The following is a 25,958-nucleotide window of genomic DNA, read 5'->3' as shown; positions in this document are numbered from 1 at the left end:
CCTCACGCCTCCGACCCCCGCATGACCGGCCACGCGCCGTCCGAGGTGTTCGCGAGGACGGTGACGGTCACGCCGGTGCGGGGGTCGTGCCGGGTGCGGGCGGAGATGCCGGCGTCGTAGCCCTCGAGGACCACGTCGGCGGCGTCGTCGGTGGAGGCGTCGCCGAGCCAGAACCCCCGCCCGTACCGGCGCCCGTCCTCCAGCCGCGTGACCGGCTCCGTGAGGAACGTCACCGTCTCCGCCGCCACGATCCGCCCCGCCGTGAGCGCCCGCCAGAACGCGGCGAGGTCGGCGGCGGTGGTCACGAGGCCCCCGTCACCGGTGCCCCGGACCGGCAGGTGCAGTGCGTTGGTGCGGGGGCCCTCGTCGTGCAGGTAGTGGACCGCGAGGTCCTCGGCCGGCTCGTCGGTGCGGGGGAACCCGGTGCGGGACATGCCGGCCGGCGTGAGCACGCGCTCGGCCACCAGGTCCGGGAACGGGACGCCGGCCACCCGCTGCGCGACGAGCGCCAGGACGACGAACCCGCTGTTGTTGTAGGCGAACGTCGTCCCGGGCTCGGAGACCTGCGGGTGCCCGTCCAGCATCGGGAGGTACGCCTCGGTGTCGTCCAGGACGTGCGGCGGGAGGGTCAGCACGTAGTCCGTGATGTCGCCGTCCGCCTCCTCGTCCAGGTAGTCGCCGATGCCGGAGGTGTGGCTGATCAGCTGCCCGACGGTCACCCGGTCGTCCACGAGCGGCAGGTCGGTCCCGAGGACCGGCCGCACGGGGTCGTCCCACGCCAGCCGTCCCTCGTCGACCAGCGAGGCCGTCGCCAGACCGGTGAAGCCCTTCGCGATGCTCGCGACCCCGAAGCGGTGCTCGACGGAGGCCCGGAGGCGACGTGCCCGGTCGGACCAGCCGTACGCGCGGGCGAACAGGACCTCCTCGCCCCGGCTCACGTGCACGACGCCGCTGAACCCGGTCGCGACGGCGCGGGCGTCCAGGATCGGGCCGAGGTCCTCGGGGCTGGTCATCCCGCGACCGTAGTGAGCGCGGCACCGCGGACGCCATCGCATTGCGGCCGCGCGGGGGCGTCGCGGGACTGCGCGCCGTGTCCACCGCGGCGCCGCGGGTTCCGGGATGTGCCTTTCCCGAACCGTGACCACCGTGTACGCCGCGGTCACGGTCGTGGACGAGGTGCGGCCCTCCCCTCCGGGCCGCCTCGCCTGGCACGATGGCCGGCATGGAACGGGTGCTCGGCATCGGCGGCTACTTCCTGCGCGCGGCGGACCCGGAGGCCCTGGGCGCCTGGTACCGCGACGCCCTCGGCCTGGACGCCGACGCGCACGGGCTCTGGCACCAGGAGGGCGGCCCGACCGTGTTCGCGGCGTTCGAGCGCGGCACCGACTACTTCGGGTCCCCCACGCAGCAGACGATGCTGAACTTCCGGGTGCGGGACCTCGACGAGATGCTCGCCCAGCTGCAGGCGGCCGGCGCGGACGTCGCGGCGGAGACCCAGGAGATGGAGGGCGTCGGCCGGTTCGGGTGGGTGACCGACCCCGAGGGCAACCGCGTCGAGCTCTGGCAGCCCGCCTGACCCGTGGGCCCGGGTCAGGGCATGACGACGGCGATCGCCGACCGCGACCCGGCCACGACCTCACGGCGGCAGCCTCGCACGGCGGCACGCGCCCCGTCCGGGGAACGCGGCGGTCGTCGGCGACCCCTCGACGACGGGCTCAGCCCCGGCCGTCGGCCGCCGCCTGCTCGGTGCGCCGCGTCGCCGCCCAGCTGGCGAGCATCTTCAGCCCGTCGTCGGCGGGCGACCCCGGCTCGGCGCTGTAGGCCAGGACGGTCAGGCCGCTGTCGGCGGCCAGGTCCAGCGACTCGAACGCGAGGTCGAGCCGCCCGACGACGGGGTGCACGAACGTCTTGACGCCGGTGTCGTGGTGCTTGACGTCGTGCGACGCCCAGAGCCGGCGGAACTCCTCGCTGCGGGTGGACAGCTCGCCCACCAGCGCGGTCAGGTCCCGGTCGTACGGGTCGCGCCCCGCCTCGGCGCGCAGGATCGCGACGGTGTCGTAGGCCGCCCGGTCCCAGTCGCCCCAGAAGCGGCGCGCCGCCGGGTTGAGGAAGTTGAACCGCGCGTGGTTCACGGGTCGCGACGGGTCCGCGTACATCTCCGAGTACAGCGCCTCCCCCAGCGCGTTCGCGCCGAGGACGTCGAGGCGGCCGTTGCGGACGAACGCCGGCGTGCCGTGCATCGAGTCGAGGATGCGCTGCACCACCGGGCGGACCGTGCTCGCCGGGCGGCGACGGGCGCGGCCGGCGCGGGCGGGACCCGCGGCGCGGGCGAGGTGCTCCAGGTGCTCCCGCTCCGCGTCGTCGAGCTGCAGCGCCCGCGACAGCGCGTCGAGCACCTGGTCGGAGACCCCGGCGAGGTTCCCGCGCTCCAGGCGCGTGTAGTAGTCGACGGACACGCCGGCCAGCATCGCGACCTCCTCGCGCCGCAGCCCCGGGACGCGGCGCAGGCCGCCGTACACGCGGAGCCCCGCCTGCTCGGGGGTGACCCGCGCCCGACGCGAGGCCAGGAAGTCGCGCACCTCGCTCCTGCTGTCCATGCCCCCGACGGTAGGCGCCGCCCCCGACGGGTGACAGGTACTGCCATGACCCGGCACGGCGGGCCCCGCCACGTCACCGGCCGGCGACGAGCACCACGACGGCGACCAGGACGAGGAACGGGACGATCGTCAGCAGCGCACCCGCCGACGCCGGCGTGCGCCGGGGCCCGTCCCGGAAGGAGGCACCCAGCGGGTTGCCGTTCACCCCGGGGCGCTCACCCGGCAGCCTGCGGTCGGTCCGGTCGGACCCGTCGATCGGTTCGGTCCGGTCGTCCTCGGTCATCGTGCCGCCCCCTGCCTGCGGCACCCCGTGGCGCCGTCCTGGTGCCGCACAGGCTGCCCTGCCGGGGACGGCCCCGTCCAGGGGTGCCGCCCGCTGGTCAGGCAGGCGGGGCCGAGGCGCGCGCCCAGGCGACGGCGTCCGCGCGGGTCGAGACGCCGATCTTGCGGTAGATGGACCGGACCTGCGACTTCACGGTGTTGCGCGAGACGTACAGGCGGCGGGCGACCTGCTCCAGGGTCACGTCGTCGGCGAGCTCGGCCAGCACCACGCGCTCACGCACGGTCAGCGTCCCGCCCTCGGCGGCCGTCGAGGGGGCGGGCGGGGTGAGATCCAGCGTCGTCACGGTGTCCTTCGATGGGTGCCGGGCGGGCCCCGGTGGACCGCACGCCCTTCGTTCGGAGCCGGGAGCGGCGCGGATGGGTCGGGACCCAGCGGGTGTGCCGAGTTGCCCCTGCCGTCACGGCACCCCCTACGGTCCTGGCCATGACAGCGACGAGCAGCACCGGCAGCCTGGCCCGCGCCACCGGCCTCTCGCAGAGGGCCGTGCGGTGGTACGCCGACAGCGGCCTGCTGCGCGCGGAGCGCGACCCCGCGACGGGTGCGCGCGTGTTCGACGCCGACCAGGTGACCCGTGCACGCCGCATCGCCCTGCTGCGCGGCCTCGGCGTCCCCCTGCCGGACGTCGCCCGCGTGCTCGACGCCGACGACCCCGTCCGCACGTTCGACGCGTGGTGGAGCGACCGCAGGCGGGCCGGCGAGCGGGCCGCGGCGGCGGGCGAGCACGTGCGCGCCGTCCTGGCCGACGCGTCCGGCGCGCCGGACGGCGTCCGGGTGACGTACCGCGACGTGCCCGAGCGACTGCTGCTGTCTCTGCCCGCCACGGCGTCGTTGCCCGACATGGGCGCGGTGCTGCGCGCGTCGACGGGCGCGCTGCTCTCCGCGATGACGTCGCTCGACGCGTCGCCGGCCGGGCCTCTCCACGTCGAGATCCGGTCCCGGGCGACGGAGACGGCGCCCGCCGACCTGCGGGTGTGCGTCCCGGTGCACGAACCGGTCCGGCCGCTCGCCGGGACCGCGCTCACCCTCGACCCCGCCCACCGGGAGGCGGTCGCGGCGCACACGCAGCACCAGGCGGACGACCAGCGGCTGGTCGTCGCGGTGCACGACCACCTGTCCACGGGCGCGTTCGCGCGGGGGTCCCGGCCGGACGCGGGCGACCCCTGCGGGCACAACCGCGAGGTCTACCTGCCGCAGTTCGGGACGGGGGCCGCCGGGACGGTGATGGAGGTCGTCGTGCCCGTGGACGCGCGTCCCGGGGGGTAGCCGGGTTTCAATGAGCCCGACCGACGCGCCGCCGCCGCCGCTGGAGGACTCTCGATGACGAAGCCGCACGTCACGCTCGCGCTGTCCGGGGCCGCCGGCCAGATCGGCTACGCCCTGCTGTTCCGCGTCGCGAGCGGGGAGCTGTTCGGGCCGGACGCCCCGGTGCGGGTCCGGATGCTGGAGCACCCGCGCGCGCTGGCCGCCGCGGACGGCGTCGCCCTGGAGCTGCAGGACGCGGCGTCCCCGCTGCTGGCCGACGTCGAGGTCACCGCCGACCCGCGCGTCGCCTTCGACGGGGCGGACGTCGCGATCCTCGTCGGGGCGCGGCCCCGGACCGCCGGGATGGAGCGGGCGGACCTGCTGGAGGCCAACGCCGGCATCTTCGGCCCGCAGGGCGCGGCGCTGAACGACGTCGCCGGCTCGGACATCCGGGTGCTCGTGGTGGGCAACCCGGCGAACACCAACACGATGATCGCCGCGGCGCACGCCCCCGACGTCCCCCGCGACCGGTTCACGGCCCTGACCCGGCTGGACCACAACCGCGCGGTCGCCCAGGTGGCGCTGCGGGCCGGCTGCGGCGTCGCGGACGTGTCGCGCGTGAGCATCTGGGGGAACCACTCCCCCACGCAGTACCCCGACCTGCGGCACGCCGTGGTCGCCGGCAGGCCGGCGCTGGAGGTCGTCGACCGTACGTGGGCGGAGGGCGACTTCATCGACACCGTCGCGCAGCGGGGCCGGGCGATCATCGCGGCGCGCGGGGCGTCGTCCGTCGCGTCGACCGCCACCGCGATCATCCAGCACAGCCGCCTGCGCCGGCACGGCGTCCCCGACGGCGACTGGAGCTCCGCCGGCCTCGTGTCCGACGGGTCGTACGGCGTCCCCGAGGGGCTCGTGTGCTCCTTCCCCGTGACGTCCGGCGACGGGACGTGGCAGATCGTGCAGGGCCTGGACGTCGACGCGTTCTCCCGCGCGCGCATCGACGCGTCCGTGGCGGAGCTGGTCGCGGAGCGGGACGCCGCCCGGGCGCTCGGGCACCTGTAGCGCGGGCCACGGGCCGGCCCCCGCTCCGGCTCTTGCTCCGATAGGTCGCGGGACGATATATATCGACCGTGGCGATGCGACTCACCGAGCAGGCGTACCTGGTGCTGCTGGCGCTGGCCGACCGGCCGCGGCACGGCTACGGCGTCGTCCAGGAGGTCGTGGCGCTGTCGAGCGGCGCGGTGCGGCTGAGTGCCGGCACGCTCTACGGGGTCCTCGACCGGCTGGTGGCCGCCGGGTACGCCGAGGCCTCGGGCGAGGTCGTGGTCGACGGGCGGCTGCGCCGCTACTACCGCCTGACCCCGGCCGGCCACGACGCGCTCACCGCCGAGACCGCCCGGCTGCGCGCGCTGGCCCGCCGCGCGGACCGCCTTCTGGGTGGCGTCCCTCGTCCGGGGACCGCCTGATGCCCGCGGTCGACCCGGCGTTCGCCCGGTCGGTGTCCCGCTGGCTGCTCGCCTACCCGCCGCGGTGGCGCGCCGCCCGTGCCGCCGAGGTGACGGACCTGCTCGCCGACCTCGCGCCGGAGGGCGCCCGCCGGCTGGACCTGCGATCGGGGATCGGCCTGCTGCGGGGCGGCTGGGCGACGCGGTGGCGGGAGCACCCGCCTGCCGCCGCGTACCTCGCCTACCTCCTGCTCGAGGCGCGCCTTCCCCCGCGGTACCGGGACTGGGTCCGGGACGACCTGGAGGGCCCGTGGTACCCGCTCCGCCGGGTGCTGGCGCTCGCACTGGGCTTCGCGCTCGGTGCCGGTGGGTACGCGCTCGTGACCGGCGAGGGCCCGGAACGGTCGATCATCGCCACGTTCGTCGCGGTCCTGCTCCTGCACGGGTCCCTGCGCGGGCGCTGGGTGCGCGAGGCCGACATCGCGAAGCACCTCGTCGTGCGCCCGGGCGAGGTCGTGACGGCGAGCGGGCGCGTCCCCGCCGTCGTCGCCCGCCCCCGGCTCGCGGCCCGGGCCTGGCTCTCGGCGGCCGTCGCGTGGGTGCTCGGCACCCTCCTCGGCAGCGCGGTCCTCCTGGCGACCGCGGACGCGGTGGTGGCGGTCGCCCCGTGCGCCCGCGCGTGCGTCGAGCTCACCAGCGCTCCCGTGACGACGGGCATGCGCGGCGGCGCCGCAGCCGCGGTCGTGGGCGCAGCCCTCGTCGGCCTCCTGCTCGCTCGCGGTGCCGGACGGCGCCTGCTGCGGTGGGTGCCCGCGGAGCAGCCGGCGCGCCACCTCGTCGCGATGCGCGCGGACGGCTGGGGACGCCTCGCCGCCGCGGCCCTCGTGATCGCGATGCTCACCGCCATGGTGCCCGACCTCGCCGCGGCGCTCGCCCTGCCCCTCGGCGTCGCGGCGGCCGCGGCTCTGCCGGTGCTCGTCGGCGCCCGTCGCGTCGTCGCCTCCGGCCGGACCCGTGCGAACGCCGGCATCGACGTGCTCCGGGCGGTGCTGGGTCGGCCGGACACGCCCGACCGCCCCGTGGCGGGGCACCTGCCGGCGACGGTGTGGCTGCCGCCCGGGACCGTCGCGCCGCGTCCGGAGGCGCAGAGCGGCCCGGCCGCCCCGATCGGCTGACCCGCCGCGCACGCCGGTGCGCTGCCACCGGGCACACGTCCTCCCCGCACGGAGGCACCGCCCCGCGGCTGTCGGCGGCCGGGTGCAGGATCGGGCCATGACACGCGTCGCGATCGATGCCGCCACCGCGATCCGCCTGGTCCGGGAGGGCGTCGTCGTGCCGCCCGGGCACCAGCTCGTCGCGCCGACCCTGCTCCGCTCGCAGGTGCTGTCGTCCCTGTACCGGGACGTCCGGCGCGGTGCGCTCGGCGAGGACGAGGCCCGCACCCTGCTGGACGGCGTCACGACGACGAGGATCCGGCTGCTCGGCGACCGCGTGTCCCGGGCCGTCGCCTGGCAGGTCGCCGCGCAGCTCGGCTGGGACGACACCGCGGACGCCGAGTACGTCGCCGTCGCGAAGCTCCAGGCCGACGTGCTCGTCACCGCGGACGAGGCGCTCGCGCGGCGGGTCGCGGACATCGTGCCGACGGCGGCGTTCGCGCTGCTGACCTCGCTGGCCTGAGGCGCCGCTCAGCCGTCGAACCGGGCGCGCGCCCGCTCCACCTCCGCCATGTGCGTCGTCGTCCGGCGCAGCAGCGCGTCGACCGGCTCGCGGAGCGTCTTGCCGAGCGGGGTGATGCGGTACTCGACCGCGACCGGACGCTCGTGCACCACCGATGCAGCCCACCCCCTACGCCCACGTCGCGGTCGGCACCGGCAGCCGCCACGTCCACGTCGCCGGCCAGATCGCGCGCGACGCCCAGGCACAGCCGCTCGCGCCGGGCGACCTCGCGGGGCAGGTGTCCGCGGCGCTGCGCAGCACCGCGCTGGGTCTGCGGTCGGCGGGGGCCACGTTCGACGACGTCGTGCGTCTGACGTTCTACGTGACGGCGTGGAGCCCCGAGAGGATCGGCGACTTCATGGCGGGCGTCGAGCGCGTCGCGGAGGAGCTCGGCCTGCCGCAGCCGATGCCGCCGTCGTCGCTCATCGGGGTGGACTACCTGTTCGAGCCGGACGTGCTCGTGGAGGTCGAGGCCACCGGTCCTCGACTGACGCGGGCCCGGACCGACGCGGTCCGGCGCGGGCGCGGTCGGCGGCTACGCCCGCGTGCCGCGCCCGCGGAGCCCGCGGCGCGGGGCGGCGACGCCCCCACGCCGCACCCGCCGCCACGCCGGTGCCGACCACGGCGCCCGCGGCGACGTCGTGCGGGTAGTGGACGCCCTCCAGCACCCGCCCGGCCCCGGCGACCAGCGCGATGCCCACCGCCGCCCAGGTGACCCACACACGCCGGGCGGCGACCGCGATGACGACCACGGCGGCGAACGCGACCGTGGCGTGGTTGGACGGGAGCGACCAGTCCCCCGCCGGCGGGCAGTGCGGGACGCCGTCCCAGCGCGAGCACGGACGCGGCTGCGCGAGCACGAGCTTGAGCCCCTCGCTCGTGCCGTACGCCAGCACCACCCCGACCGCGGCGCCGACGACCCCCGGCAGCGAGCCGGGTCGCGTGCGCCACGCGTGCAGCCCGGCCACGACGACCCCGGCTGCCAGCAGCGCGAGGGCCGCGGGCGACACGAGGTCGACCGCCGGGAGCCGGGCGGGGGACGCCGCCGCCCACTGCGCGACGACCACGTTCAGGCTGCCCGGCAGCGGCAGCAGCAGGACCACGGCGACCAGGAGGCCGAGCACGGCGAAGGGGGCGGACGGGTGGCGGACGTCGGCAGGCATGCGGACGACGCTACGGAACCCGACCGGCGCGGCCGTCGGCCCGGGGTCGGATCGCGCCGCCGGGCCGGTCCGACGTGGGTCCGACCGGCGTCCGACCCAGGTCCGACAGCGGGCCCGCTAGGGTCCGACGGCCAGGCACCGGTAACGCTCGGGCCGCCGCCGGACACGTCGGGGGTGGAAGCTGCCGACGTGGAAGGGCACCCATGACCCCGGAGGAGCGGTTCGCCGCGCTGTTCGACCGCACGCACCAGCCGCTGCTCGCGTACGCCGTGCGCCGCGTCAGCGACCCGGCCGACGCGGCGGACGTCGTCGCCGAGACGTACCTGGTCGCCTGGCGCCGGCTCGACGACGTCCCGGACGGCGACGCGGCGCGGCCCTGGCTGTTCGGCGTGGCGCGGCGGGTGCTGGCGAACCTGTACCGCGGCGAGCGTCGTCGGCACGCGCTCGCCGAGCGCCTGCGGGACTCGCTCACGGAGCTGGCGGTCGAGGACGAGTCCCCCGCGACCGGGGTGGTCGCGGCCATGCAGCGCCTGCCGGGACCCGACCAGGAGGTGCTGCGGCTCGTCGCGTGGGAGGAGCTGGCGCGCGACGAGATCGCCCTGGTCCTCGGGATCTCGCGCACCGCGGTCCGGGTCCGCCTGCACCGGGCCCGGCGGCGTCTGATGGAGCAGATGGCCCGGATGACCGCCGACGGCGACCCCGTCGCGGCCTCGCCCCCACCACGGGTGCTGACCGGCACCGCCCGCCCGACCACCGAGGAGGCATGATGCGCGACGAGACCACGACCGGGGACGTCCTGGCGGCACTGCGCGCGGCCGACCCGGCGCTCCGCGTCGACCTGGCACGGGTGGGCCCGGAGGCGCTCGGCGCCCTGCGCGACGCGGTCCCCGCCGCCGCGGCCGGCACGGCACCGACCCGGGGGCCGCGGCGGCGCTGGGCTCGCCGCACCGTCGTGGCGGGCGGTGTCGTGGCGGCGCTGGTGGGCGGCGGGGCCGCCTACGCGGGGTACCAGAGCTGGTACGCGGGCGACGGCGGCGCCGACGGCGTGACGTGCACGCTCGCCTACGGGGAGCTCGGCACCGTGGGCCCGGAGTCGAGCGGCGGCCCGGTGCTCACGGGCGACCCGGTGGCCGACTGCGCGCACTACCAGGAGCTCGTGGGCCTGCCGCCGATCCCCGACCCGGTGGCGTTCCGCGACGCGTGGCACCCGGTGGTCGTCGCTCCCGCGGACCAGGTGCCGCGGGACGCGATCCTGCTGCCGGGGTCGACACCCCAGGACCGCGCCGTCCGCGAGCTCGAGGCCACGTTCCACGACTACGTCGACGGCGTGCGCTCGGCCTGTGCCACCCCGGAGGAGGCGATGGCGGCGGCGCAGGCCGAGCTCGACCGGCTCGGGCTGTCGACGTGGCGGGTGGAGCTGCGCGCGGCTCCGGAGCCGCCCGGGGGCGCGTGCGCGAGCGTCGGACCGGACGCGGACGCGCGTGTGCTCGTGGTTCACCCGCTGGGGGTCGACACGCTGGAGACCCTCGTCTCCACCGGGGACATGGTGCCGTGGGTGCAGGACCTGCGCGACGCGCTGCGTGCCGGGGTGGCCGAGCAGTGCCTCGGCCTCGCGGACGCCGAGGCCGTGGTCGACCGGGCACTGGGCAGCGAGCACCACTGGCCGACCACCGTGGTGGAGGACCCGGAGGCCACCTGCACCCGCGTCGACCTCGAGGTCGGGGGGAGCGTCCAGGTCACGCTCCGCGGCCCTGAGACGGCGGCTCCCCCCGCCTGAGGCTCACGCCCGCGGCGCGGAGGCTCCGGGCCGCGGGCGGGTGACCCGCGCGAGCTTGTCGGGGTTGCGCACCACGTAGATCTCCTGCACCACGCCGTCGCCGACCGCGAACTGGAACGTCGTGGACACGACGCCGTCCTCCACCGCGAGGGCGGCCGCCTGCCCATTGAGGACCGCCGGCGCGACCGTGGCGGAGCTCCCCTGCCGCGCGCGCAGCCCGAGGAGGAACCGGACCACCGCGTCGGCGCCGTGCACCGGCCGGCGGGCGGCGGTGACGCGGCCCCCGCCGTCGACGGTGAGCACCACGCCCGGGGCGAGCAGCGCGAGGAGCCCCGCCACGTCGCCGTCCCGCGCCGCGGCGAGGAACCCCGCGACCACGTCGGCGTGCGCCCGCGGGTCGACCGCGAACCGCTCCCGGCGCGCCTGCACCCGCTCGCGCGCCCGGTGCACCGCCTGCCGCACCGCGGCCTCGTGGCCGCCGACCGCGCGGGCGACCTCCGTGTACGAGAAGCCGAAGACCTCGCGCAGGGCGTAGCAGGCGCGCTCCCGGTCCCCGAGGGTCTGCAGGAGGACGAGCAGCGCCGCCGACACCCGGTCGGCCTCGACGGCGCGCTCCTCCGGGCCGCCGTGCGGGTCGCCCGTCGGCAGCGGCTCCGGCAGCCAGGGGCCGACGTAGTCGACGCGGGTCCGCTGCGCCGACCGCAGCACGTCCAGGCACCGGTTCGTCGCGAGCCGCGCGAGGTAGGCGCGGGCGTCGTCCGGGTCCACCGCGCGGGTCGTCCACCGCTCGTACGCGTCCTGCACGACGTCCTCCGCGTCGGCCACCGAGCCGAGCAGGTCGTAGGCGATCGTGAAGACGAGCCCGCGGTGCCGCAGGAAGACGTCGTCCGCCGGGCTCACGCGGGCGCCGCGGTCCGTGGGCCTGCCGGCCACCGGTAGGAGCCGGGGCGACGCGCCTCACCGGCCAGCCAGTGCACGGTCCGGCGGCACACGAGCTCCTTGACCCCGGCGGCCGCGACGCCGTGCAGGCGCAGCGCGCGGGCGGTGTCGTCGGGTCGCACGGTCTGGATGATGCCATCGCCGCGCCCCAGGCTCACGCACTGGAGCGCGAAGCCGGCATCCAGCACCGGCGCGGGCCGCCCGTCGAGGACCGCCAGCGCCACGTCCGCGGCGTGCGCGCCCTGCGGCAGCGCCGCGGCGCACCCCATGCGCAGGTGGTCCGTGCCGGGACCGACCACCCGGCACCCGTCGCCGGCTCCGACCACCCGCGGGTCGCCCGCCGCCCGCAGGTCGGGACCGACGAGCAGCCGCCCGCGCTCGTCGACAGGCAGCCCGCTGGCTGCCGCGAGCGACGCCCCGGCGAAGCCGTCGGCGCGCAGGGTGAGGGCGGTCGACGGCAGCGTCCGCTCCGACGCGTGCACGGTGACGCCGAGCCGGCCGAGTCGCACCGCCGCCGCGCGGGCGCCGCGCGCGCCGAGCGCCGGTGCCACCCCACCGCGCGCCAGCAGGTGCACGGCGAGGTCGGGGCGCCGCCCGCGGAGCTCGGCCGCGAGCTCGACCCCGGTGTGCCCGGCACCGCGGACGAGCACCGCCGCTCCGGGCGGGAGGGCGCGGACGCGCTCGCGGGCGACGGTCGCGCTCTCCGCGGTGGCGACGTCGGGCTCGTCCGTGCCGGCGTCGGTGCCGGCGTCGGTGCGGGCCGTCGACCCGGCCGCGTACACGAGGACGTCGTACGGGACCTCCCGGTCGGCGAGCAGGACCCGGCGCCCGGCCGGGTCGATCCGCTCGGCCCGGCCGACCTCGAGCCGCACCGCCGGGTGCAGCACGTCACCGAACGGGCGCACCGGCAGCGGTCGGACGCCCGCGGCGTACTCGTGCAGCCGGATCCGCTCCACGAACGCGTCCCGCTCGTTCACGAGGACCACCTCGACCGCACCCCGCGGCCCGCGCGACCGCCGCGAACCGCGGCCCTCCGACCCGGCGAGGCGGTTGGCCGCCATCACCCCGGCGTACCCGCCGCCCACCACCACGACCCGCTGCGTCACGTCTCCTCCTTCGTCCGGTTCTCCCCCACCAGACGGCCGAGGGGGCACCGGCGTGACAGTGAGCCGCGCCACACCATCCGTACTAGTTGGTACGGCGCGCCCCTGGGTGGAAGGTTCGGACGGACACACCGCCGGCGAGTCCGCCCGAACCTTCCACCGCCCGTGGCGGGGCCCCGTCAGGCCGGGTCGTACGCCGCCGCGACGTCGAGCACCCACACCACCCCGAACCGGTCCTGCAGCATCCCGTACAGCGGCGCCCAGCCGGCCGGCGCGAGCGGCACGATGACCGTGGCGCCCTCGCTCAGCCGCGCCCAGCGCTCCGTGACGACGTCCGCCGACGCGCCCCGGACCGAGACGAAGTACGCGTTGCGCCCGGCCTCCCACGGCAGGGACGCGGGCACGTCGTACGCCATCACGCGGAACCCGTCCGCGGACTCGACCTGGCCCCACATGACCTGGTCGGCCTCCTCCGGCCGCTGGACGGCGCCCGCGTCGGCGTAGGTGACGACCGTCAGCTCCCCGCCGAAGACGGACCGGTAGAGCTCGAGGGCCGCGCGGGCGTCGCCGCGCAGGTTGATGTGGGTGGTGGTGGTGAGCGACATGGGTGACTCCTGGTGTCCGTGCGCCGGTCCGTCCGGCGCAGGAGCACCGTCGCAGCCCATCCGGACAGGATGTGTCCGGATACTGCGGGAGACTCGTCCCGTGCCGACGACCTCCGCCCGCCTGCTCGCCCTGCTCTCGCTGCTGCAGGAGCGGCGGGACTGGCCCGCGACCGTCCTCGCGGACCGGCTCGAGGTGAGCGACCGCACCGTCCGCCGGGACGTCGACCGGCTCCGCGAGCTCGGCTACCCGATCGCGAGCACCCGCGGGCGCGAGGGCGGCTACCGCCTCGACGCGGGCGCCCGGCTGCCGCCGCTGCTGTTCGACGACGAGCAGGCGGTCGCGCTCGCGGTCGCCCTGCAGACCGCGGCTGCTTCCGGAGCCGACGTCGGCGAGGCCGCGGCCCGGTCCCTGCGCACGCTGCGGGAGCTGATGCCCACGAGGCTGCGACCGCGCGTGGACTCGGTGCTCGTGGCGTCCGCCGAGCCCGTCGCAGCGCACGTGGCCGTCGACCCGGCAGTGCTCGTCGCGCTCAGCACCGCGATCCAGCGGCACGAGGCGGTGCGGTTCGACTACGCCGCGCCGGGCCGGCCGGCTGAGGGACCGCCACGCACCGCGGAGCCGCACCACCTGGTGACGCGCGGGGGACGCTGGTACCTCGTGGCGTGGGACCCGGACCGCGCGGACTGGCGGACGTTCCGCGCCGACCGGATGCGGCTGCGCACCGCCGGCGGACCCCGCTTCGCCCCGCGGGACCTGCCCGGCGGCGACGTCGCGGCGTTCCTGACGGGCCGGTTCCGCGGGGCGACCGGCCCGGACGGGCCGTGGCCGTGCCGGGGCGAGGTCGTCGTGCACGCCCCGGCCCGGGACGTGGCGCCGTGGGCGCGCGACGGCGTGGTGGAGGAGCTCGCGCCGGACCGGTGCCGCCTCGTGCTCGGGTCGTGGTCGTGGACCGGGCTGGCGGCGGAGCTCGGGCGGCTCGACGCGGAGGTCGACGTGGTGGGGCCGCCGGAGCTGGCCGAGGCGTGCACACGCCTGGCCGGACGCCTCACGCGCGCGGCTCAGGCCTCCGGTTCAGCCGCGTCGCCCGGAGCAGCGACGCCCCCGGACACCTCCCCCAGCCGCCGCGCGAGGTAGCGGCGCTCTGCCTCGTTCGCGACGAGGTCCAGCGCCTCCCGGTAGGCGGCCCCCGCCTCCGCCCGGCGCCCCGCGCGGCGCAGCAGGTCGGCCCGTGCCGCGACCACGTAGTGGCTGCCCGCCAGCCTCGGGTCGCCGGCCACCGCGTCGACGGCCGCCAGCCCCGCCTCCGGTCCCTGCGCCATGCCCACGGCCACGGCGCGCGCGAGCCCCGCGAACGGCGACGGGGCCACGCCGAGCAGGTCGTCGTACAGCCGCACGACCGTGGGCCAGTCGGTGCCCGCGTCGGACAGCCCCGCACCCGATGGCTCCGCGCCGGACGGCCCCGCGCCCGACGAGCCCGCGCCCGACGACCCCGCGCGCGCGTGCTCCGCGGCGATCCGCGCCTGCAGCAGGTACGGCCCGACCCGCCCTCCGCGGGCGACGAGGTCGCGCGCGACGGCCAGCGCACCCACGCCCTCGGCGATCTGGCCCGCATCCCAGAGCGCGCGGTCCTGGTCCTCCAGCGGCACGAGGTCGCCCTGCGCGTCGGCCCGGGCGGCCCGGCGCGAGTCCTGGAGCAGCACGAGGGCCAGCAGCCCGTGCACCTCCGGGTCGTCGGGCACGAGCCGCGCCACCAGCCGCGCCAGCCGCACCGCCTCGTCGCACAGCCGCAGCCGCACCAGGTCGGCCCCGGCGCTCGCGGCGTAGCCCTCGGAGAACAGCAGGTAGACGACCGCGAGGACGCCGTCCAGCCGCTCGGGCAGCCGGTCGGCGGGCGGCACGCGGTACGGGATGCGGGCGTCGGCGATCTTGCGCCGCCCCCGGACCAGCCGCTTGGCCATCGCGTCCTCCGACGTGCCGAACGCGCGGGCGATCTCCGCGACGCTCAGGCCGCACAGCGTGCGCAGGGTCAGGGCCACCTGCACCTCGAGCGCGAGCGCCGGGTGGCAGCACGTCGCGATCAGCGCCAGCCGGTCGTCCGGGAGCTCGCGCGGGTCGTCGGGCTCCGGCCCGGGCACGGTGCCGCCGTTCGTCATCGCCGCCACCTCCGCCCGGTGCCGCGCCTCGGTGCCCGAGCGACGCAGCCGGTCCAGGGCGCTGCGCCGCGCCGCCGTCGTGAGCCACGCCCCGGGACGGTCGGGCACGCCGTCCCGGGGCCAGGTGCGGGTGGCGGCGGTGAAGGCGTCCTGCGCGCAGTCCTCGGCCAGCGCCCAGTCCCCCGTCACCCGGATCACCGTCGCCACGACCCGCCCCCACTCGTCCCGGAAGGCGCGGGTGAGGGCGTCGTCGACGCCGGTCACCACTGCCAGAGGGGCCGGATCTCGACCGCCCCGGCAGTGGCCGCCGGGTGCTGCGCGGCGACGTCGATCGCGGCGTCCAGGTCCGGCGCCGCGATGAGCGCCACGCCCGCGACCTGCTCGGCGACCTCCGCGTACGGGCCCCGGGCGACGACGGTCCGGCCGTCGCGGACCCGCACCGTGCGCGCCTCGGCGGGCGGCCGCAGTCGGTGCCCCCCGAGGTCGGTCCCCCGCATCCGCTCGGCCCACGCGGTCGGCGGCTCGTCGGGCTGCGGCGTCCCGTCGGGGACCTCGCCCATGAGCAGGAGGTAGTGCCCGGCGCCCGCCTCGTCGGGGGCCAGGACGTGCCCGTCGGGCTCCGCCCCGTCGAACGGCCACACCTCCCGCACCTCGATCGCCCCGAACCGCGCGGCCGGGTGCTCCGCCGCGAGGGCGACGGCCTGCTCCAGGTCCGGCACGTCCAGCACGTCGAACCCGCCCACCAGCTCCTTGTACTCGGCGAACGGGCCGTCGGTCACCAGCGTGCGCCCGTCCCGCACCCGCACGGTGGTGGCCGAGCCCGCCTCGGCCAGCCGGTGGCCCTCCCGCCGCCCGGCTCGGTCGGCGCGCTCCACCCAGGCGGTGGGGTCGGCCTCCTCGGCGGTCGGTGCGGCGTCGGCACCCACCCGCACGAACGTCACGTACGTCATGGCTCCTCCTCGGTTCGTCGGTCTGTCAGCAGCACGACGCACAGGTCGGCGTCACGAGGACACCCCGGCATCATCCGGGACCGGCGACATCCCGGTCGAGGGGGGTCCTCGTAGGCCCCGCGCCCCGCGGGTCCCGCCGCACGCGTCGCCAGGACCCGGGCCGACCGGGTGAGACCCCTGCCCGTCGCGGGCGGCGCGCCCTATGCTGACGCGGCGTCGTGACCTGCGTCGTGACGCGTCCGCCCGTGACCCGTGCCGCCACCGGCGCCGCCCGCACGACGAAGGAACCGCCGCGATGCGCCCCGCCGACCTCGCCCGCGCCCTGCCGACCCGCACCGCCGCGCGCGGCAGCCGGGCCCGGCTGCGGTCCACCGCCGCCGCCCTGCTGGTCGCGCTCCTCGCCGCGGCGCCGGCGGCGGTGGCGGCTCCCGTGCCCGACGCCGGTTCCACGGCGGGCGGGACGCGGGTCGAGCTCGAGGTCCCCGGGTCCACCTACGCCCTGGTCGGGGCCGGGGCCGCGACGTCGTTCGCGGTGACCGACGACGGCCGGCTCTGGGGCACGGGCCGCAACGACCACGGGCAGCTCGGTGACGGCACGACGACGGACCGCACCGTCCGCACGCCGGTGACGGGCGTGCCCGGGACGATCACGGAGATCACCGGCGGGTCGGCGCACACCCTCGCCCGCACCGCGGACGGCCGCGTCTGGAGCTGGGGGCTGGGCTCCAGCGGGCAGCTCGGCAACGGGGCCAGCTCGTCGCGCGCGACACCCGGCCAGGTCGGCGGCTTCGGCGGCCACGACGTCCTGACGGTCTCGGCCGGCGACGCGCACAACCTCGCCGTCGACGCGCTGGGGCGCCCCTGGGCGTGGGGGTCGAACAGCCACGGGCAGCTCGGGTACACGACCTCCGTCCCCGGTGCCTCGCTGCCGGTCGGCGTCCCGACGATGGCCGGCCGCACCATCACCGCGGTCGCCGCCGGGGCCTCGCACTCCCTGGCGCTCCAGGACGACGGCACCGTCTGGGCCTGGGGGCGCGGGGACTACGGGCAGCTCGGCGACGGCCAGGGCACCTCCACGGAGGTGCCGGTGCAGGCCACCGGTTGGGGCGCGCGGACGGTCGTCGCGATCGCCGCCGGGGGCGACACCTCGGCCGCGGTCGCGTCCGACGGCACGCTGTGGATGTGGGGCGCGGGCGGCTGGGGCCAGCTCGGGGACGGGGCGATCGGCTCGTCCGCCGCGTCGGCGCAGCAGGTCACGGCGCTCGCCGGCGTCCGGGTGACCTCCGTCGCGCTGTCCACGACCACCGCCGTCGCGCTGGGGGCCGACGGGTCGGTGTGGACCTGGGGTGGCGTCGGCACGCTCGGCGACCCGAGCCGTCTCCTCGGCGACGCGCCGCGCAAGGTCGCGGTTCTTGCGGGCAGCACCGTGACGGCCGTGGCGGCCGAGGGCTTCCACGCCTCCGCGCTCACCGACGCCGGCACGCTCTGGAGCTGGGGCCTGAACACGTCGGGGGCCATCGGGGACGGCACCACCGGCGACGCGGGCCTGCCCGTGCGCGCCCGGTCGCCGCTCCAGGTCCGGGAGGCACGCTTCGACGGCCTGGCGGGCACGGACCTGGAGGCGCTCGACGACGCCCGGTCGCCGTGACCACCCCGGCGCACGGTGCGGGGAGCGTCGGCGTCGGGCTCGCGACCGTGCTGCGCGACGGGACGACGCCCGGACCCGACCTGACGGTGCCCGGGGCGTTCCTGTACGTGGTGCCGCCGCCGGCCCCCGCTCCCCGGGCCGCCTCGGCGTCGCACGTGCGCGGGACCGGACCGGCCGGCACGGACGTCGTCATCCGGGACGGCCTCGGCACGACCGTCGGCACGGCCCCGGTCGCGGCCGACGGGTCGTTCGACGTCGCGCTCGCGCCGGCGCAGGCGCACGGCGCGACGCTGACGGTGACGGCGGTCGACAGCCACGGGATCCCCTCGGCGCCCGCGACCGTCACGGTGGATGCCGTGGCACCCGCCGCACCCGCGATCGGGCCCACCGACGGATCCGTCCTGCGGGGCACGGCGGAGCCCGGCTCCCTCGTGACCGTGCGTTCCGGGAGCCGCGGCGTCGTGGCGTCCGTGACCGCGGGCGCCGACGGATCCTGGTCGCTCGCGCCGGCGCCGGCGCTCCCCCGGGGCGACCGTGCTGCGGCCGACGCGCGCGACGTGGCCGGCAACGTCTCGCCGGAGGCGGCGCGCCGGGTCGGGCTCCCGGTGGTGCCCGCGGACCAGACCCTGACCACCGGCACGACCGGGCAGGTGACCGCCACCGACCTGCAGCCGGGCGAGCGGGTGGCCGCGTCGCTGTTCTCCGAGGAGCTGCGCCTCGGGGAGGCGACCGCCGACGCGGACGGGGTCGTCACGTTCACGGTCGCCCTGACCGCCGGGTTCGCCCCGGGCGCGCACGAGCTCGTGCTGACGGGACCGGCGTCCGGCCAGGTCACGGGCTCGATCCGCGTCCTCGCCGCCACCGGCACCGCGGGCACCGGCACGGACCCCGGCTCCGGTGGTACCGCTGGAGCCGGCGGCGCGCCCGGACCCGGTGCCGCCGTGCGAGGGCACGGTGCGCGCGGCCTCGCGTGGACCGGTGCCGAGACCGGGACCGCGCTCGCGGGGGCGGCTGCGCTGATCGCGCTCGGCGGGGTGCTCGTGCGCAGCCGGCGAGCCGCGGCGGGCACCCCGCCGCGCTGATCCCGGCGCAGCGCCCGGCCGTCAGGCCCCGACGTACGCCGCCAGGTGCTCCCCCGTCAGCGTCGACCGGGACGCCACGAGGTCGGCCGGGGTGCCCTCGAACACGACGTGGCCGCCGTCGTGCCCGGCCCCCGGCCCGAGGTCGACGATCCAGTCCGCGTGCGCCATCACGGCCTGGTGGTGCTCGATCACGACGACCGACTTCCCCGAGTCCACGAGGCGGTCCAGGAGCGCGAGCAGCTGCTCGACGTCGGCGAGGTGCAGGCCGGTCGTCGGCTCGTCGAGCACGAGGATCCCGCCCTTCTCCCCCATGTGCGTGGCGAGCTTGAGCCGCTGGCGCTCGCCGCCGGACAGGGTGGTCAGCGGCTGGCCGAGGCTGAGGTAGCCGAGCCCGACGTCCGCGAGGCGCTGCAGCACCGCGTGCGCGGCCGGGGTCCGGGCGTCGCCCGACCCGAAGAACGCCTCCGCCTCCGTGACCGGCATCGCGAGCACCTCGCTGATGTTCTTGCCGCCCAGGTGGTACTCCAGCACGGAGGCCTGGAACCGGCGGCCCTCGCACTCCTCGCACGTGGTGGCGACGCCCGCCATCATGCCGAGGTCGGTGTAGACGACCCCGGCGCCGTTGCAGGTCGGGCAGGCGCCGGCCGAGTTGGCGCTGAACAGCGCCGGCTTGACCCCGTTGGCCTTCGCGAACGCCTTGCGGATCGGCTCCAGGAGCCCCGTGTACGTCGCGGGGTTGCTGCGCCGGGAGCCGCGGATGGCGCCCTGGTCGATCGCCACCACGCCGTCGTGCCGGGACACCGAGCCGTGGATCAGCGAGCTCTTGCCGGACCCGGCCACGCCGGTGATGACCGTCAGCACCCCGAGCGGGATGTCGACGTCGACGTCGCGCAGGTTGTGCGTGCTCGCGCCGCGGACCTCGAGCGCGCCGGTGGGCCGGCGCACCGACTCCTTCACGTGGGCGCGGTCGTCCAGGTGCCGCCCGGTGAGGGTGCCGCTGGCCCGCAGGCCCTCGACGGTGCCCTCGAACACGATCTCGCCGCCCCCGCTCCCGGCGCGCGGGCCGAGGTCGACGACGTGGTCCGCGATCGCGATCGCCTCGGGCTTGTGCTCGACGACCAGCACCGTGTTGCCCTTGTCCCGCAGCCGCAGCAGCAGCTCGTTCATCCGCTGGATGTCGTGCGGGTGCAGGCCGATGGTCGGCTCGTCGAACACGTACGTCACGTCGGTCAGGGACGACCCGAGGTGCCGGATCATCTTGGTGCGCTGCGCCTCGCCGCCGGACAGCGTGCCGGAGGGCCGGTCGAGGGAGAGGTACCCCAGCCCGATCTCGACGAACGAGTCCAGCGTCTCGCGCAGCGCCTCCAGGAGCGGCGCCACGGACGGCTCGTCCAGGTCGCGCACCCACGCGGCGAGGTCGCTGATCTGCATCGCGCAGGCGTCGGCGATGCTGATGCCGCGGATCTTCGACGACCGCGCGCCCTCGTTGAGCCGGGTGCCGTCGCAGTCGGGGCAGGTGGTGAACGTGATGGCCCGCTCCACGAACGCCCGGATGTGGGGCTGCATGGCGTCGACGTCCTTGGCGAGCATCGACTTGCGGATCTTCGGGATCAGGCCCTCGTACGTGAGGTTGATGCCCTCGACCTTGATCTTGGTGGGCTCCTTGTGCAGCAGGTCGTGCAGCTCGGCCGGGGTGAAGTCCCGCACGGGCTTGTCCATGTCGAAGAACCCGCTGCCGCCGAAGATCCGGCCGGACCAGCCGTCCATCGAGTAGCCGGGGACGGTGATGGCGCCGTCCGCGAGCGACCGGTCCGCGTCGTACAGCTGCGCGAGGTCGAAGTCCTGCACGGTGCCGCGGCCCTCGCACCGCGGGCACATGCCGCCGGTGATGCTGAACTCGCGGCGCTCCTTGGTGGTCTCCCCGCCCTTGGAGTACGTCACCGCGCCGGCGCCGCTGATGGAGGCGACGTTGAACGAGAAGGCCTGCGGCGACCCGACGTGCGGCTGACCGAGCCGGCTGAACACGATGCGCAGCATGGCGTTCGCGTCGGTCACGGTGCCGACCGTCGACCGCGGGTTGGCGCCCATGCGCTCCTGGTCGACGATGATCGCCGTGGTCAGCCCGTCGAGGACGTCGACGTCCGGCCGGGCCAGCGTCGGCATGAAGCCCTGCACGAACGCGCTGTAGGTCTCGTTGATCATGCGCTGCGACTCGGCCGCGATCGTCGCGAACACCAGCGAGCTCTTGCCGGAGCCGGACACCCCGGTGAACACCGTCAGCCGGCGCTTCGGGATCTCGACGCTGACGTCCTTGAGGTTGTTCTCCCGGGCGCCGCGCACCCGGATCAGGTCGTGGCTGTCGGCGACGTGCGTCTCGGCGGTCGGCGTGCTGGTGGCCAGGCTCATCGGGTCTCCGTCTGTGAGGCGGGGGTCGCGGTGCGCCGGCGGTGGGGCAGGCCGGGACGGCGGTGTCGGCGGGGGTCCGACGCGGCGCAGCACCACTGTAGCGGGGCCGCTCCCGCCAGGTGGAGACCCCGGGGGCGGGTCCGCGACGGGGGTGGATCAGCGGCGCTCCTGGATCCGGATCATGTTGCCGGCGGGGTCCCGCACCGCGCAGTCGCGGATGCCGTACGGCTGCTCCGTCGGCTCCTGCATGATCTCGGCGTCGGCGGCCTGCAGGCGCTCGAACGTGCCGTCGAGGTCCGCGGTGGCCAGGAGCAGCCCGGCGTAGGTGCCCTTCGCCATCATCTCGGCGATCGTGCGGCGCTCGTCGTCGGTGAGGCCCGGGTTCGCGGACGGCGGGTTGAGCACGATCGACGTGTCCGGCTGCCCGGGCGGACCGACCGTGAGCCAGCGCATCGCGCCCTTGCCGACGTCGAGGCGGACCTCGAAGCCGAGCAGGTCGCGGTAGAACGCCAGCGAGGCGTCCGGGTCGTCGTGCGGGAGGAAGCTGGAGTGGATGGTGATGTCCATGCCGGTCACGCTAGGTGCGGCACCGGCGTCCGTGCTTCTCGATTCCTGACCGGTCGCGTCACCTGCTTCGCGACGCAGGGCGGCAGCCCGCCGGTGGCCTGCGCCTCCTGCTTCCGGTAGGCGCTCGGCGGCATCCCCACGAGCTCGGTGAACCGGGTGCTGAACGTGCCGAGCGACGAGCACCCGACGGCGAAGCAGACCTCGGTCACGCTGAGGTCCCCGCGCCGGAGCAGCGCCATGGCGCGCTCGATGCGCCGGGTCATCAGGTACGAGTACGGGGACTCCCCGAACGCCAGCCTGAACTGCCGGCTGAGGTGCCCGGACGACATGTGCGCGTCCCGGGCGAGCGCCTCGACGTCGAGGGGCTGCGCGTACTCGCGGTCGATCCGGTCGCGGACGCGGCGCAGCCGGGCGAGCTCCTGGAGGCGGTGCGTGCCGGCGGCGTCGGTGGTCACGGGTGCGATGCTGCCACGCGCGCCCGCCCGTGCCCAGGGCCGCCCCGGGGGGGCGGGTCAGGGCGGGCGCGTCAGGGCGCGCGGGTCACGGCGCCGCGAGCAGCGGCGCCCCCGCGTCGAGGAGCGCCCGCGCGGCGGGCCGGTCGAGCGGCGCGTCGGTGACGATCCCCGTCACGTCGGTCAGCGGGAGCACCCGGAACGGCGACGCCGCGCCGATCTTCTCGGCGCTCGCCAGCACGTACGTGTCCCCCGCACGGGCGGCGAGGGTCCGCTTGGTGGCGGCCTCCTCCGCATCCCCGGTCGTGAGGCCGGCCTCGGCGTGCACCCCGGTGACACCGAGCAGGAACACGTCGGCCCAGATGCCCGCGGCGGCCTCGGCCAGCAGCGCGCCGGACGTCACGACGGAGTGCTTGAACAGGCGCCCCCCGAGCACGAGGACGTCGACGGTCGGGTGCTCGGCGAGCGCGGCGGCCACCGTCGGGCTGTGCGTGACGACGGTCGCGCGCAGGTCCGGGGGCAGCGCGCGGGCGACGGCCAGAGCGGTGGTCCCCCCGTCCAGGATCGCCGTGCTCCCGGGCCGCACGAGCTCCGCCGCGCGGCGCGCGACGCGGTCCTTGTTCTCCACCGCGACGCTGCGCCGGCCCGCGTAGTCGGCGACCGCGGGCGACACCGGCAGGGCGCCGCCGTAGACGCGCTGGCACAGGCCCGCCGCCGCCATCTCGCGCAGGTCGCGGCGCACGGTGTCCTCCGACAGCCCGAGCCGCACCGCCACGTCCTTCGCGACCACACGGCCCTCGGTGCGCAGCACCCGCAGCAGCTCGTCCTGGCGTTGCGCCGGCAGCATCGCGTCCTCCTCCTGTCGATTGATGCCTAGTCTTGCACGTTTCTGCACGCTACTGTGCCAGGCATGACACCTCTGATGATCCTCATCGCCGGTCCGTACCAGTCCGGCACGAACGGCGACCCCGACGCGATGGCCGCGAACCTCCGCCGGCTCGAGGAGGCCGCCTGGCCGGTCTTCGAGCGCGGGCACGTGCCCATGATCGGCGAGTGGGTCGCGCTGCCCGTGCTCAGCAGCATGGGCGCCGGCCCGGACGACCCGCGCGCCGCCGACGTCCTCTACCCCACCGCCGAGCGCCTGCTCCAGCACTGCGACGCCGTCCTCCGCCTGCCCGGCGAGTCCCGCGGCGCGGACAACGACGTCGCCATCGCCCGCCGGCGCGGCATCCCGGTGTGGACGTCGGTGGACGAGATCCCCGTCGCCGCCCCGGCCCGCGCCTGACGTGGGACGCGCGTCGGCTCGCGCAAAACGCGTGCCGGCGCGGGTCCCGTCGCGGTTCACTGCGCGGGTGGACGACCGCACCCTCCTGGCCCGCCGCACCGCCCTGGCCCGCCGCACCGCCCTGGCCCGCACCGCCCACGCCGACGCGTGGCAGCAGCACGGCGTGCTGCGGGCCGGACGCGGCGGCGGCGTGGCGGACCTCCCCGGCATCCGACTCATGGCCAGCGGCCTGGCGCACCCGCAGTGGAACAACGGCGACGTCACCGACCCCGCGCTCGTCGACGTGGACGCCGTCCGCGCCTGGTACGCCGCACGCGGCGTGCCGTGGGGGGTGCGGGTACCCGCGGGCGCGCCGTGGCCGCACGGGCGCCACCTGTTCCGCAAGCGCCTCATGCTGCTCGACCTCGCCGCGCTGGTCCCGGCGCCGGCGGTGCCGGGCCTGAGCCTGCGCGCCGCCGGACCGGACGACCTCACCGCGGTGGCGGCGGTCGACGCGGCGGCGTTCGACGGGGACCCGGCGGCGGAGGCCGCGTGGATCGGGTGCCACCTGGGCGACCCGAGCGCCACCGTGGCGCTCGCCGAGCTCGACGGGGTCCCGGTCGGCACCGCGTCCGCCCTGCGCTCGGACGGGCGCGCCGGGCCCGCGGCCTACCTCGCGGGGGTGGGCGTCCTCGCGGAGGCACGCGGCCGGGGCGTCGCCGCGGCGATGTCCGCGTGGCTGCTCCGGGACGCGGCGGACCGCGGCGCCCGCATCGCGCACCTGCACCCCGACACGGACGCGGCGGCCCGGGTGTACGCGCGCCTGGGCTTCGTCGAGGTGGGCGGGCTGGACGTGTACGTGGAGCTGGCCTGATGCCCGCCGGCGACGGGCGGCCGTACCCGCTCGTGCACCTGCGCCGCGGCGCGGGCGCCGGTCAGGGGCCGACGCGCCGCAGCGCGAACAGGTAGGGCTCGCGCATCCCCCGGGCGTCCATCGCCCCGACCACGGTCACGTCGTCCACGGTGCGGAACGCGTCGATCACGGGCAGGTCGTCGTAGACGAGCGCGGCCGACACCACGCCGCGGTACTCCACCGGACGCAGCCGCCCGTGCGGCCGCGCGGTGCCGAGCAGCGGGGCGACGACAGCGAACGCCCCGGCTGCCGCACGGGTCCGCAGCGCCGGCGCGCAGCGCAGGGCGAGCGCGAGTGGGACGACGGCCGGGTTCACGCTCACCACCCGGCGCCCGGACCGGAAGACCAGGGGGTGCACGCGGTCCTCGTCGTCGAACCGCTTGCCCTGCCACCCGAGCGCCTCCAGGACGCCGTCCAGGCGGTGACCCGTCGGGATCCCCCACCCCCGCCACGCGCCCCGGAGCTGCGCGAGGGACGTCGGCGGGAGCGCGTCGTACCGGGCCAGCGCGGTCGCCGCCGTTCCGTCGCCGAGCAGCACGTCCTCCCCGCTCACCCGACGTACCGGCGTGCGCGCGACGTCCGCTGCGACGCGGCCAGCGCGGCGAACCGGGCCTCGACCCGCGGCGGCAGCGGCCGCCGCTCGCGCAGCACCCACGGCAGCCCCCGGACCGCGGCCAGCACCCCGGCCGCGGACACCCGGTCGCGCTGCACGGTGGTCAGCACGTCCCAGGTGCGGCGGAGCACCGGGCGCAGCGGACGCCGCAGCCACGTGAACCACAGCGTGTTCCGGACGCCGTCGCGGCGCCGGCGGTCGTGGTCGCGCGCCTTCGACGCCTGGTGGTGCACCGTGAGGTCCTCGAGGTAGCAGAGCTCCCACCCGGCCGTCGCCAGGTCGGCGGCGAGCAGCTCCTCCTCCCCGCCGAGCCACAGCCGCCGGTGGAAGCCCCCGGCCGCCAGGAACGCCTCGCGGCGGACCACGGACGCTCCCGCGAGGAACGAGCCCAGGGCCGGGCCGGGCAGGCCGGGGGCCGCGGGCACCGGCGAGTCCCGCAGCTCCGCGACGATGGGGTCCTCCGTCCCGGCGGGCTCGACGACGATCCGGGCCGTCAGCACCGCGACCTCCGGGTGGGCGTCGAGCACGTCCGCCGCGCGCCGCAGGGAGCCGGGGTCCCACCACGTGTCGTCGTCGCAGAACGCCACGTACGGCGTGCTCAGGCGCTCGACGCCGACGTTCCGCCCCACGGCCCCGAGGTTCGACCCCGCGACGACCAGCTCCGCCCACGGGTGCCGCTCGCGCACCGCGGCGGCCGTGCCGTCGGTCGACCCGTTGTCGACCAGCACCACGTGCGGCCGCTCCGGGAGGTCCCGCAGGCGTTCGAGCGCGCGCAGCGCCTCCTCGCGCCGGTTCCAGGTGATGACGACGACGCCGACGCGCGCGTCCGGCTCGCCGGTGCCCGCGGGCACGGCGCCGGGCGCGTCCGCCGGTCGCGGGTCGGCGACCGGTCCGTGCGCGGAGGCAGGGCGCGTCGTGCTCACCCTGCCGTTCTACCGGAGGGACCCCGGAGCCGCGCGCGGTCGACCCCCCCGGGGCC

At 77.1% G+C, this 25,958-nt stretch carries 30 protein-coding genes and 1 pseudogene; 14 read left to right on the top strand and 17 right to left on the bottom strand.

Annotated features, from left to right (window positions below):
- Positions 1-2: 2 nt before the first annotated feature.
- A complete protein-coding gene (locus tag QNH85_RS01265; RefSeq protein WP_282944063.1) occupies positions 3-1,013 on the bottom strand; it encodes a serine hydrolase domain-containing protein in 1,011 nt (336 codons plus the stop codon).
- A 200-nt stretch (positions 1,014-1,213) separates the two neighbouring features.
- Between QNH85_RS01265 and QNH85_RS01260 the strand changes: the two genes are divergently transcribed.
- The gene (locus QNH85_RS01260) at positions 1,214-1,576 is read left to right on the top strand and encodes a VOC family protein (protein ID WP_282944061.1); all 363 of its coding nucleotides are present in this window, start codon (positions 1,214-1,216) and stop codon (positions 1,574-1,576) included.
- A gap of 139 nt (positions 1,577-1,715) precedes the next feature.
- Here QNH85_RS01260 and QNH85_RS01255 read toward each other — a convergent pair whose 3' ends face one another.
- The 3 genes from QNH85_RS01255 to QNH85_RS01245 form a co-directional block, all read right to left on the bottom strand.
- Positions 1,716-2,597: a helix-turn-helix transcriptional regulator gene (locus QNH85_RS01255; protein ID WP_282944059.1), complete on the bottom strand. Its 882-nt coding sequence runs from the start codon at positions 2,595-2,597 to the stop codon at positions 1,716-1,718.
- Positions 2,598-2,670: 73 nt separating this feature from the next.
- Complete coding sequence (locus tag QNH85_RS01250; RefSeq protein ID WP_282944057.1) at positions 2,671-2,880, bottom strand: hypothetical protein; 210 nt, start codon at positions 2,878-2,880, stop codon at positions 2,671-2,673.
- A gap of 97 nt (positions 2,881-2,977) precedes the next feature.
- Positions 2,978-3,223, bottom strand: coding sequence for a helix-turn-helix transcriptional regulator (locus tag QNH85_RS01245; protein WP_282944055.1), 246 nt, complete (start codon positions 3,221-3,223; stop codon positions 2,978-2,980).
- Between the two features lie 140 nt (positions 3,224-3,363).
- Between QNH85_RS01245 and QNH85_RS01240 the strand changes: the two genes are divergently transcribed.
- From QNH85_RS01240 to QNH85_RS01220, 5 genes are all read left to right on the top strand, one after another.
- On the top strand, positions 3,364-4,203 hold the full coding sequence (locus QNH85_RS01240; RefSeq protein WP_282944054.1) for a MerR family transcriptional regulator: 840 nt from the start codon (positions 3,364-3,366) through the stop codon (positions 4,201-4,203).
- A 54-nt stretch (positions 4,204-4,257) separates the two neighbouring features.
- On the top strand, positions 4,258-5,244 hold the full coding sequence (locus tag QNH85_RS01235) for a malate dehydrogenase (RefSeq protein ID WP_282944052.1): 987 nt from the start codon (positions 4,258-4,260) through the stop codon (positions 5,242-5,244).
- Between the two features lie 74 nt (positions 5,245-5,318).
- Complete coding sequence (locus QNH85_RS01230) at positions 5,319-5,648, top strand: PadR family transcriptional regulator (RefSeq protein ID WP_282944336.1); 330 nt, start codon at positions 5,319-5,321, stop codon at positions 5,646-5,648.
- Positions 5,648-6,802: a hypothetical protein gene (locus QNH85_RS01225; protein WP_282944050.1), complete on the top strand. Its 1,155-nt coding sequence runs from the start codon at positions 5,648-5,650 to the stop codon at positions 6,800-6,802. The genes QNH85_RS01230 and QNH85_RS01225 overlap by 1 nt, the downstream gene beginning before the upstream one ends.
- A 97-nt stretch (positions 6,803-6,899) precedes the next feature.
- Entirely contained in the window at positions 6,900-7,304 is a 405-nt protein-coding gene (locus QNH85_RS01220; protein WP_282944049.1) for a type II toxin-antitoxin system VapC family toxin, read from the top strand.
- Positions 7,305-7,312: 8 nt separating this feature from the next.
- Here the strand turns inward: QNH85_RS01220 and QNH85_RS01215 are convergent, their stop codons facing one another.
- Positions 7,313-7,456, bottom strand: coding sequence for a hypothetical protein (locus tag QNH85_RS01215; RefSeq protein ID WP_282944047.1), 144 nt, complete (start codon positions 7,454-7,456; stop codon positions 7,313-7,315).
- A gap of 2 nt (positions 7,457-7,458) precedes the next feature.
- Here QNH85_RS01215 and QNH85_RS01210 point away from each other — a divergent pair.
- Positions 7,459-7,761, top strand: a pseudogene (locus tag QNH85_RS01210) (RidA family protein); the annotation flags it as partial.
- 4 nt (positions 7,762-7,765) lie between these two features.
- Here QNH85_RS01210 and QNH85_RS01205 read toward each other — a convergent pair.
- Positions 7,766-8,506, bottom strand: coding sequence for a phosphatase PAP2 family protein (locus QNH85_RS01205; RefSeq protein WP_282944045.1), 741 nt, complete (start codon positions 8,504-8,506; stop codon positions 7,766-7,768).
- 203 nt (positions 8,507-8,709) lie between these two features.
- On the opposite strand from QNH85_RS01205, the gene QNH85_RS01200 reads away from it, so the two are divergent.
- Both QNH85_RS01200 and QNH85_RS01195 read left to right on the top strand, forming a co-directional pair.
- Positions 8,710-9,273 (top strand): RNA polymerase sigma factor, encoded by a 564-nt coding sequence (locus QNH85_RS01200; protein WP_282944043.1) that lies wholly within the window; start codon positions 8,710-8,712, stop codon positions 9,271-9,273.
- Positions 9,273-10,283 (top strand): hypothetical protein, encoded by a 1,011-nt coding sequence (locus QNH85_RS01195; protein WP_282944041.1) that lies wholly within the window; start codon positions 9,273-9,275, stop codon positions 10,281-10,283. The genes QNH85_RS01200 and QNH85_RS01195 overlap by 1 nt, the downstream gene beginning before the upstream one ends.
- A gap of 3 nt (positions 10,284-10,286) precedes the next feature.
- Here the strand turns inward: QNH85_RS01195 and sigJ are convergent, their stop codons facing one another.
- The 3 genes from sigJ to QNH85_RS01180 all read right to left on the bottom strand — a co-directional run bounded on the left by sigJ (position 10,287) and on the right by QNH85_RS01180 (position 12,930).
- Positions 10,287-11,183: an RNA polymerase sigma factor SigJ gene (gene sigJ, locus QNH85_RS01190; protein WP_282944040.1), complete on the bottom strand. Its 897-nt coding sequence runs from the start codon at positions 11,181-11,183 to the stop codon at positions 10,287-10,289.
- On the bottom strand, positions 11,180-12,328 hold the full coding sequence (locus QNH85_RS01185) for an FAD-dependent oxidoreductase (RefSeq protein WP_282944038.1): 1,149 nt from the start codon (positions 12,326-12,328) through the stop codon (positions 11,180-11,182). Before QNH85_RS01185 ends, sigJ begins: the two co-directional genes overlap by 4 nt.
- Positions 12,329-12,504: 176 nt before the next feature.
- Positions 12,505-12,930, bottom strand: a complete 426-nt coding sequence (locus QNH85_RS01180) for a VOC family protein (RefSeq protein ID WP_282944037.1) — start codon at positions 12,928-12,930, stop codon at positions 12,505-12,507.
- A 100-nt stretch (positions 12,931-13,030) separates the two neighbouring features.
- Here QNH85_RS01180 and QNH85_RS01175 point away from each other — a divergent pair, with 100 nt between their 5' ends.
- The gene (locus tag QNH85_RS01175; protein WP_282944035.1) at positions 13,031-14,065 is read left to right on the top strand and encodes a helix-turn-helix transcriptional regulator; all 1,035 of its coding nucleotides are present in this window, start codon (positions 13,031-13,033) and stop codon (positions 14,063-14,065) included.
- Here QNH85_RS01175 and QNH85_RS01170 read toward each other — a convergent pair.
- Together QNH85_RS01170 and QNH85_RS01165 are read right to left on the bottom strand one after the other, a co-directional pair.
- Complete coding sequence (locus QNH85_RS01170; protein ID WP_282944033.1) at positions 13,990-15,348, bottom strand: RNA polymerase sigma factor; 1,359 nt, start codon at positions 15,346-15,348, stop codon at positions 13,990-13,992. The two genes, QNH85_RS01175 and QNH85_RS01170, sit on opposite strands and share 76 nt — an antisense overlap.
- On the bottom strand, positions 15,345-16,034 hold the full coding sequence (locus QNH85_RS01165; protein ID WP_282944031.1) for a YciI family protein: 690 nt from the start codon (positions 16,032-16,034) through the stop codon (positions 15,345-15,347). Before QNH85_RS01165 ends, QNH85_RS01170 begins: the two co-directional genes overlap by 4 nt.
- Positions 16,035-16,329: 295 nt before the next feature.
- On the opposite strand from QNH85_RS01165, the gene QNH85_RS01160 reads away from it, so the two are divergent.
- Positions 16,330-17,682 carry an RCC1 domain-containing protein gene (locus QNH85_RS01160; RefSeq protein WP_282944029.1) on the top strand — a complete coding sequence of 451 codons (1,353 nt, stop codon included), beginning with the start codon at positions 16,330-16,332 and terminating at the stop codon, positions 17,680-17,682.
- The gene (locus tag QNH85_RS01155) at positions 17,679-18,764 is read left to right on the top strand and encodes an Ig-like domain-containing protein (RefSeq protein ID WP_282944027.1); all 1,086 of its coding nucleotides are present in this window, start codon (positions 17,679-17,681) and stop codon (positions 18,762-18,764) included. The genes QNH85_RS01160 and QNH85_RS01155 overlap by 4 nt, the downstream gene beginning before the upstream one ends.
- Positions 18,765-18,785: 21 nt before the next feature.
- Here the strand turns inward: QNH85_RS01155 and QNH85_RS01150 are convergent, their stop codons facing one another.
- The 4 genes from QNH85_RS01150 to QNH85_RS01135 all read right to left on the bottom strand — a co-directional run bounded on the left by QNH85_RS01150 (position 18,786) and on the right by QNH85_RS01135 (position 23,036).
- Positions 18,786-21,170 carry an ATP-binding cassette domain-containing protein gene (locus QNH85_RS01150; RefSeq protein WP_282944025.1) on the bottom strand — a complete coding sequence of 795 codons (2,385 nt, stop codon included), beginning with the start codon at positions 21,168-21,170 and terminating at the stop codon, positions 18,786-18,788.
- 156 nt (positions 21,171-21,326) lie between these two features.
- A complete protein-coding gene (locus tag QNH85_RS01145; RefSeq protein ID WP_282944023.1) occupies positions 21,327-21,737 on the bottom strand; it encodes a VOC family protein in 411 nt (136 codons plus the stop codon).
- A gap of 5 nt (positions 21,738-21,742) precedes the next feature.
- Positions 21,743-22,192 carry a helix-turn-helix transcriptional regulator gene (locus tag QNH85_RS01140; RefSeq protein WP_282944021.1) on the bottom strand — a complete coding sequence of 150 codons (450 nt, stop codon included), beginning with the start codon at positions 22,190-22,192 and terminating at the stop codon, positions 21,743-21,745.
- An 85-nt stretch (positions 22,193-22,277) separates the two neighbouring features.
- The gene (locus tag QNH85_RS01135; RefSeq protein WP_282944019.1) at positions 22,278-23,036 is read right to left on the bottom strand and encodes a DeoR/GlpR family DNA-binding transcription regulator; all 759 of its coding nucleotides are present in this window, start codon (positions 23,034-23,036) and stop codon (positions 22,278-22,280) included.
- A gap of 63 nt (positions 23,037-23,099) precedes the next feature.
- Here QNH85_RS01135 and QNH85_RS01130 point away from each other — a divergent pair, with 63 nt between their 5' ends.
- Entirely contained in the window at positions 23,100-23,474 is a 375-nt protein-coding gene (locus tag QNH85_RS01130; RefSeq protein WP_282944017.1) for a DUF4406 domain-containing protein, read from the top strand.
- A 67-nt stretch (positions 23,475-23,541) separates the two neighbouring features.
- Positions 23,542-24,327 carry a GNAT family N-acetyltransferase gene (locus QNH85_RS01125; RefSeq protein ID WP_282944015.1) on the top strand — a complete coding sequence of 262 codons (786 nt, stop codon included), beginning with the start codon at positions 23,542-23,544 and terminating at the stop codon, positions 24,325-24,327.
- 61 nt (positions 24,328-24,388) lie between these two features.
- Here the strand turns inward: QNH85_RS01125 and QNH85_RS01120 are convergent, their stop codons facing one another.
- Together QNH85_RS01120 and QNH85_RS01115 are read right to left on the bottom strand one after the other, a co-directional pair.
- Positions 24,389-24,919 carry a DUF4334 domain-containing protein gene (locus QNH85_RS01120; RefSeq protein ID WP_282944013.1) on the bottom strand — a complete coding sequence of 177 codons (531 nt, stop codon included), beginning with the start codon at positions 24,917-24,919 and terminating at the stop codon, positions 24,389-24,391.
- Entirely contained in the window at positions 24,916-25,902 is a 987-nt protein-coding gene (locus QNH85_RS01115; protein WP_282944011.1) for a glycosyltransferase family 2 protein, read from the bottom strand. Before QNH85_RS01115 ends, QNH85_RS01120 begins: the two co-directional genes overlap by 4 nt.
- Positions 25,903-25,958 lie beyond the last annotated feature (56 nt).

This window comes from Cellulomonas endometrii (assembly GCF_949769265.1).
In the GTDB taxonomy this organism is placed as follows: Bacteria; Actinomycetota; Actinomycetes; order Actinomycetales; family Cellulomonadaceae; genus Cellulomonas; species Cellulomonas endometrii.
The sequence above is the reverse complement of the archived record's forward strand: the minus strand, read 5'-3'. Positions and strand labels throughout refer to the sequence as shown.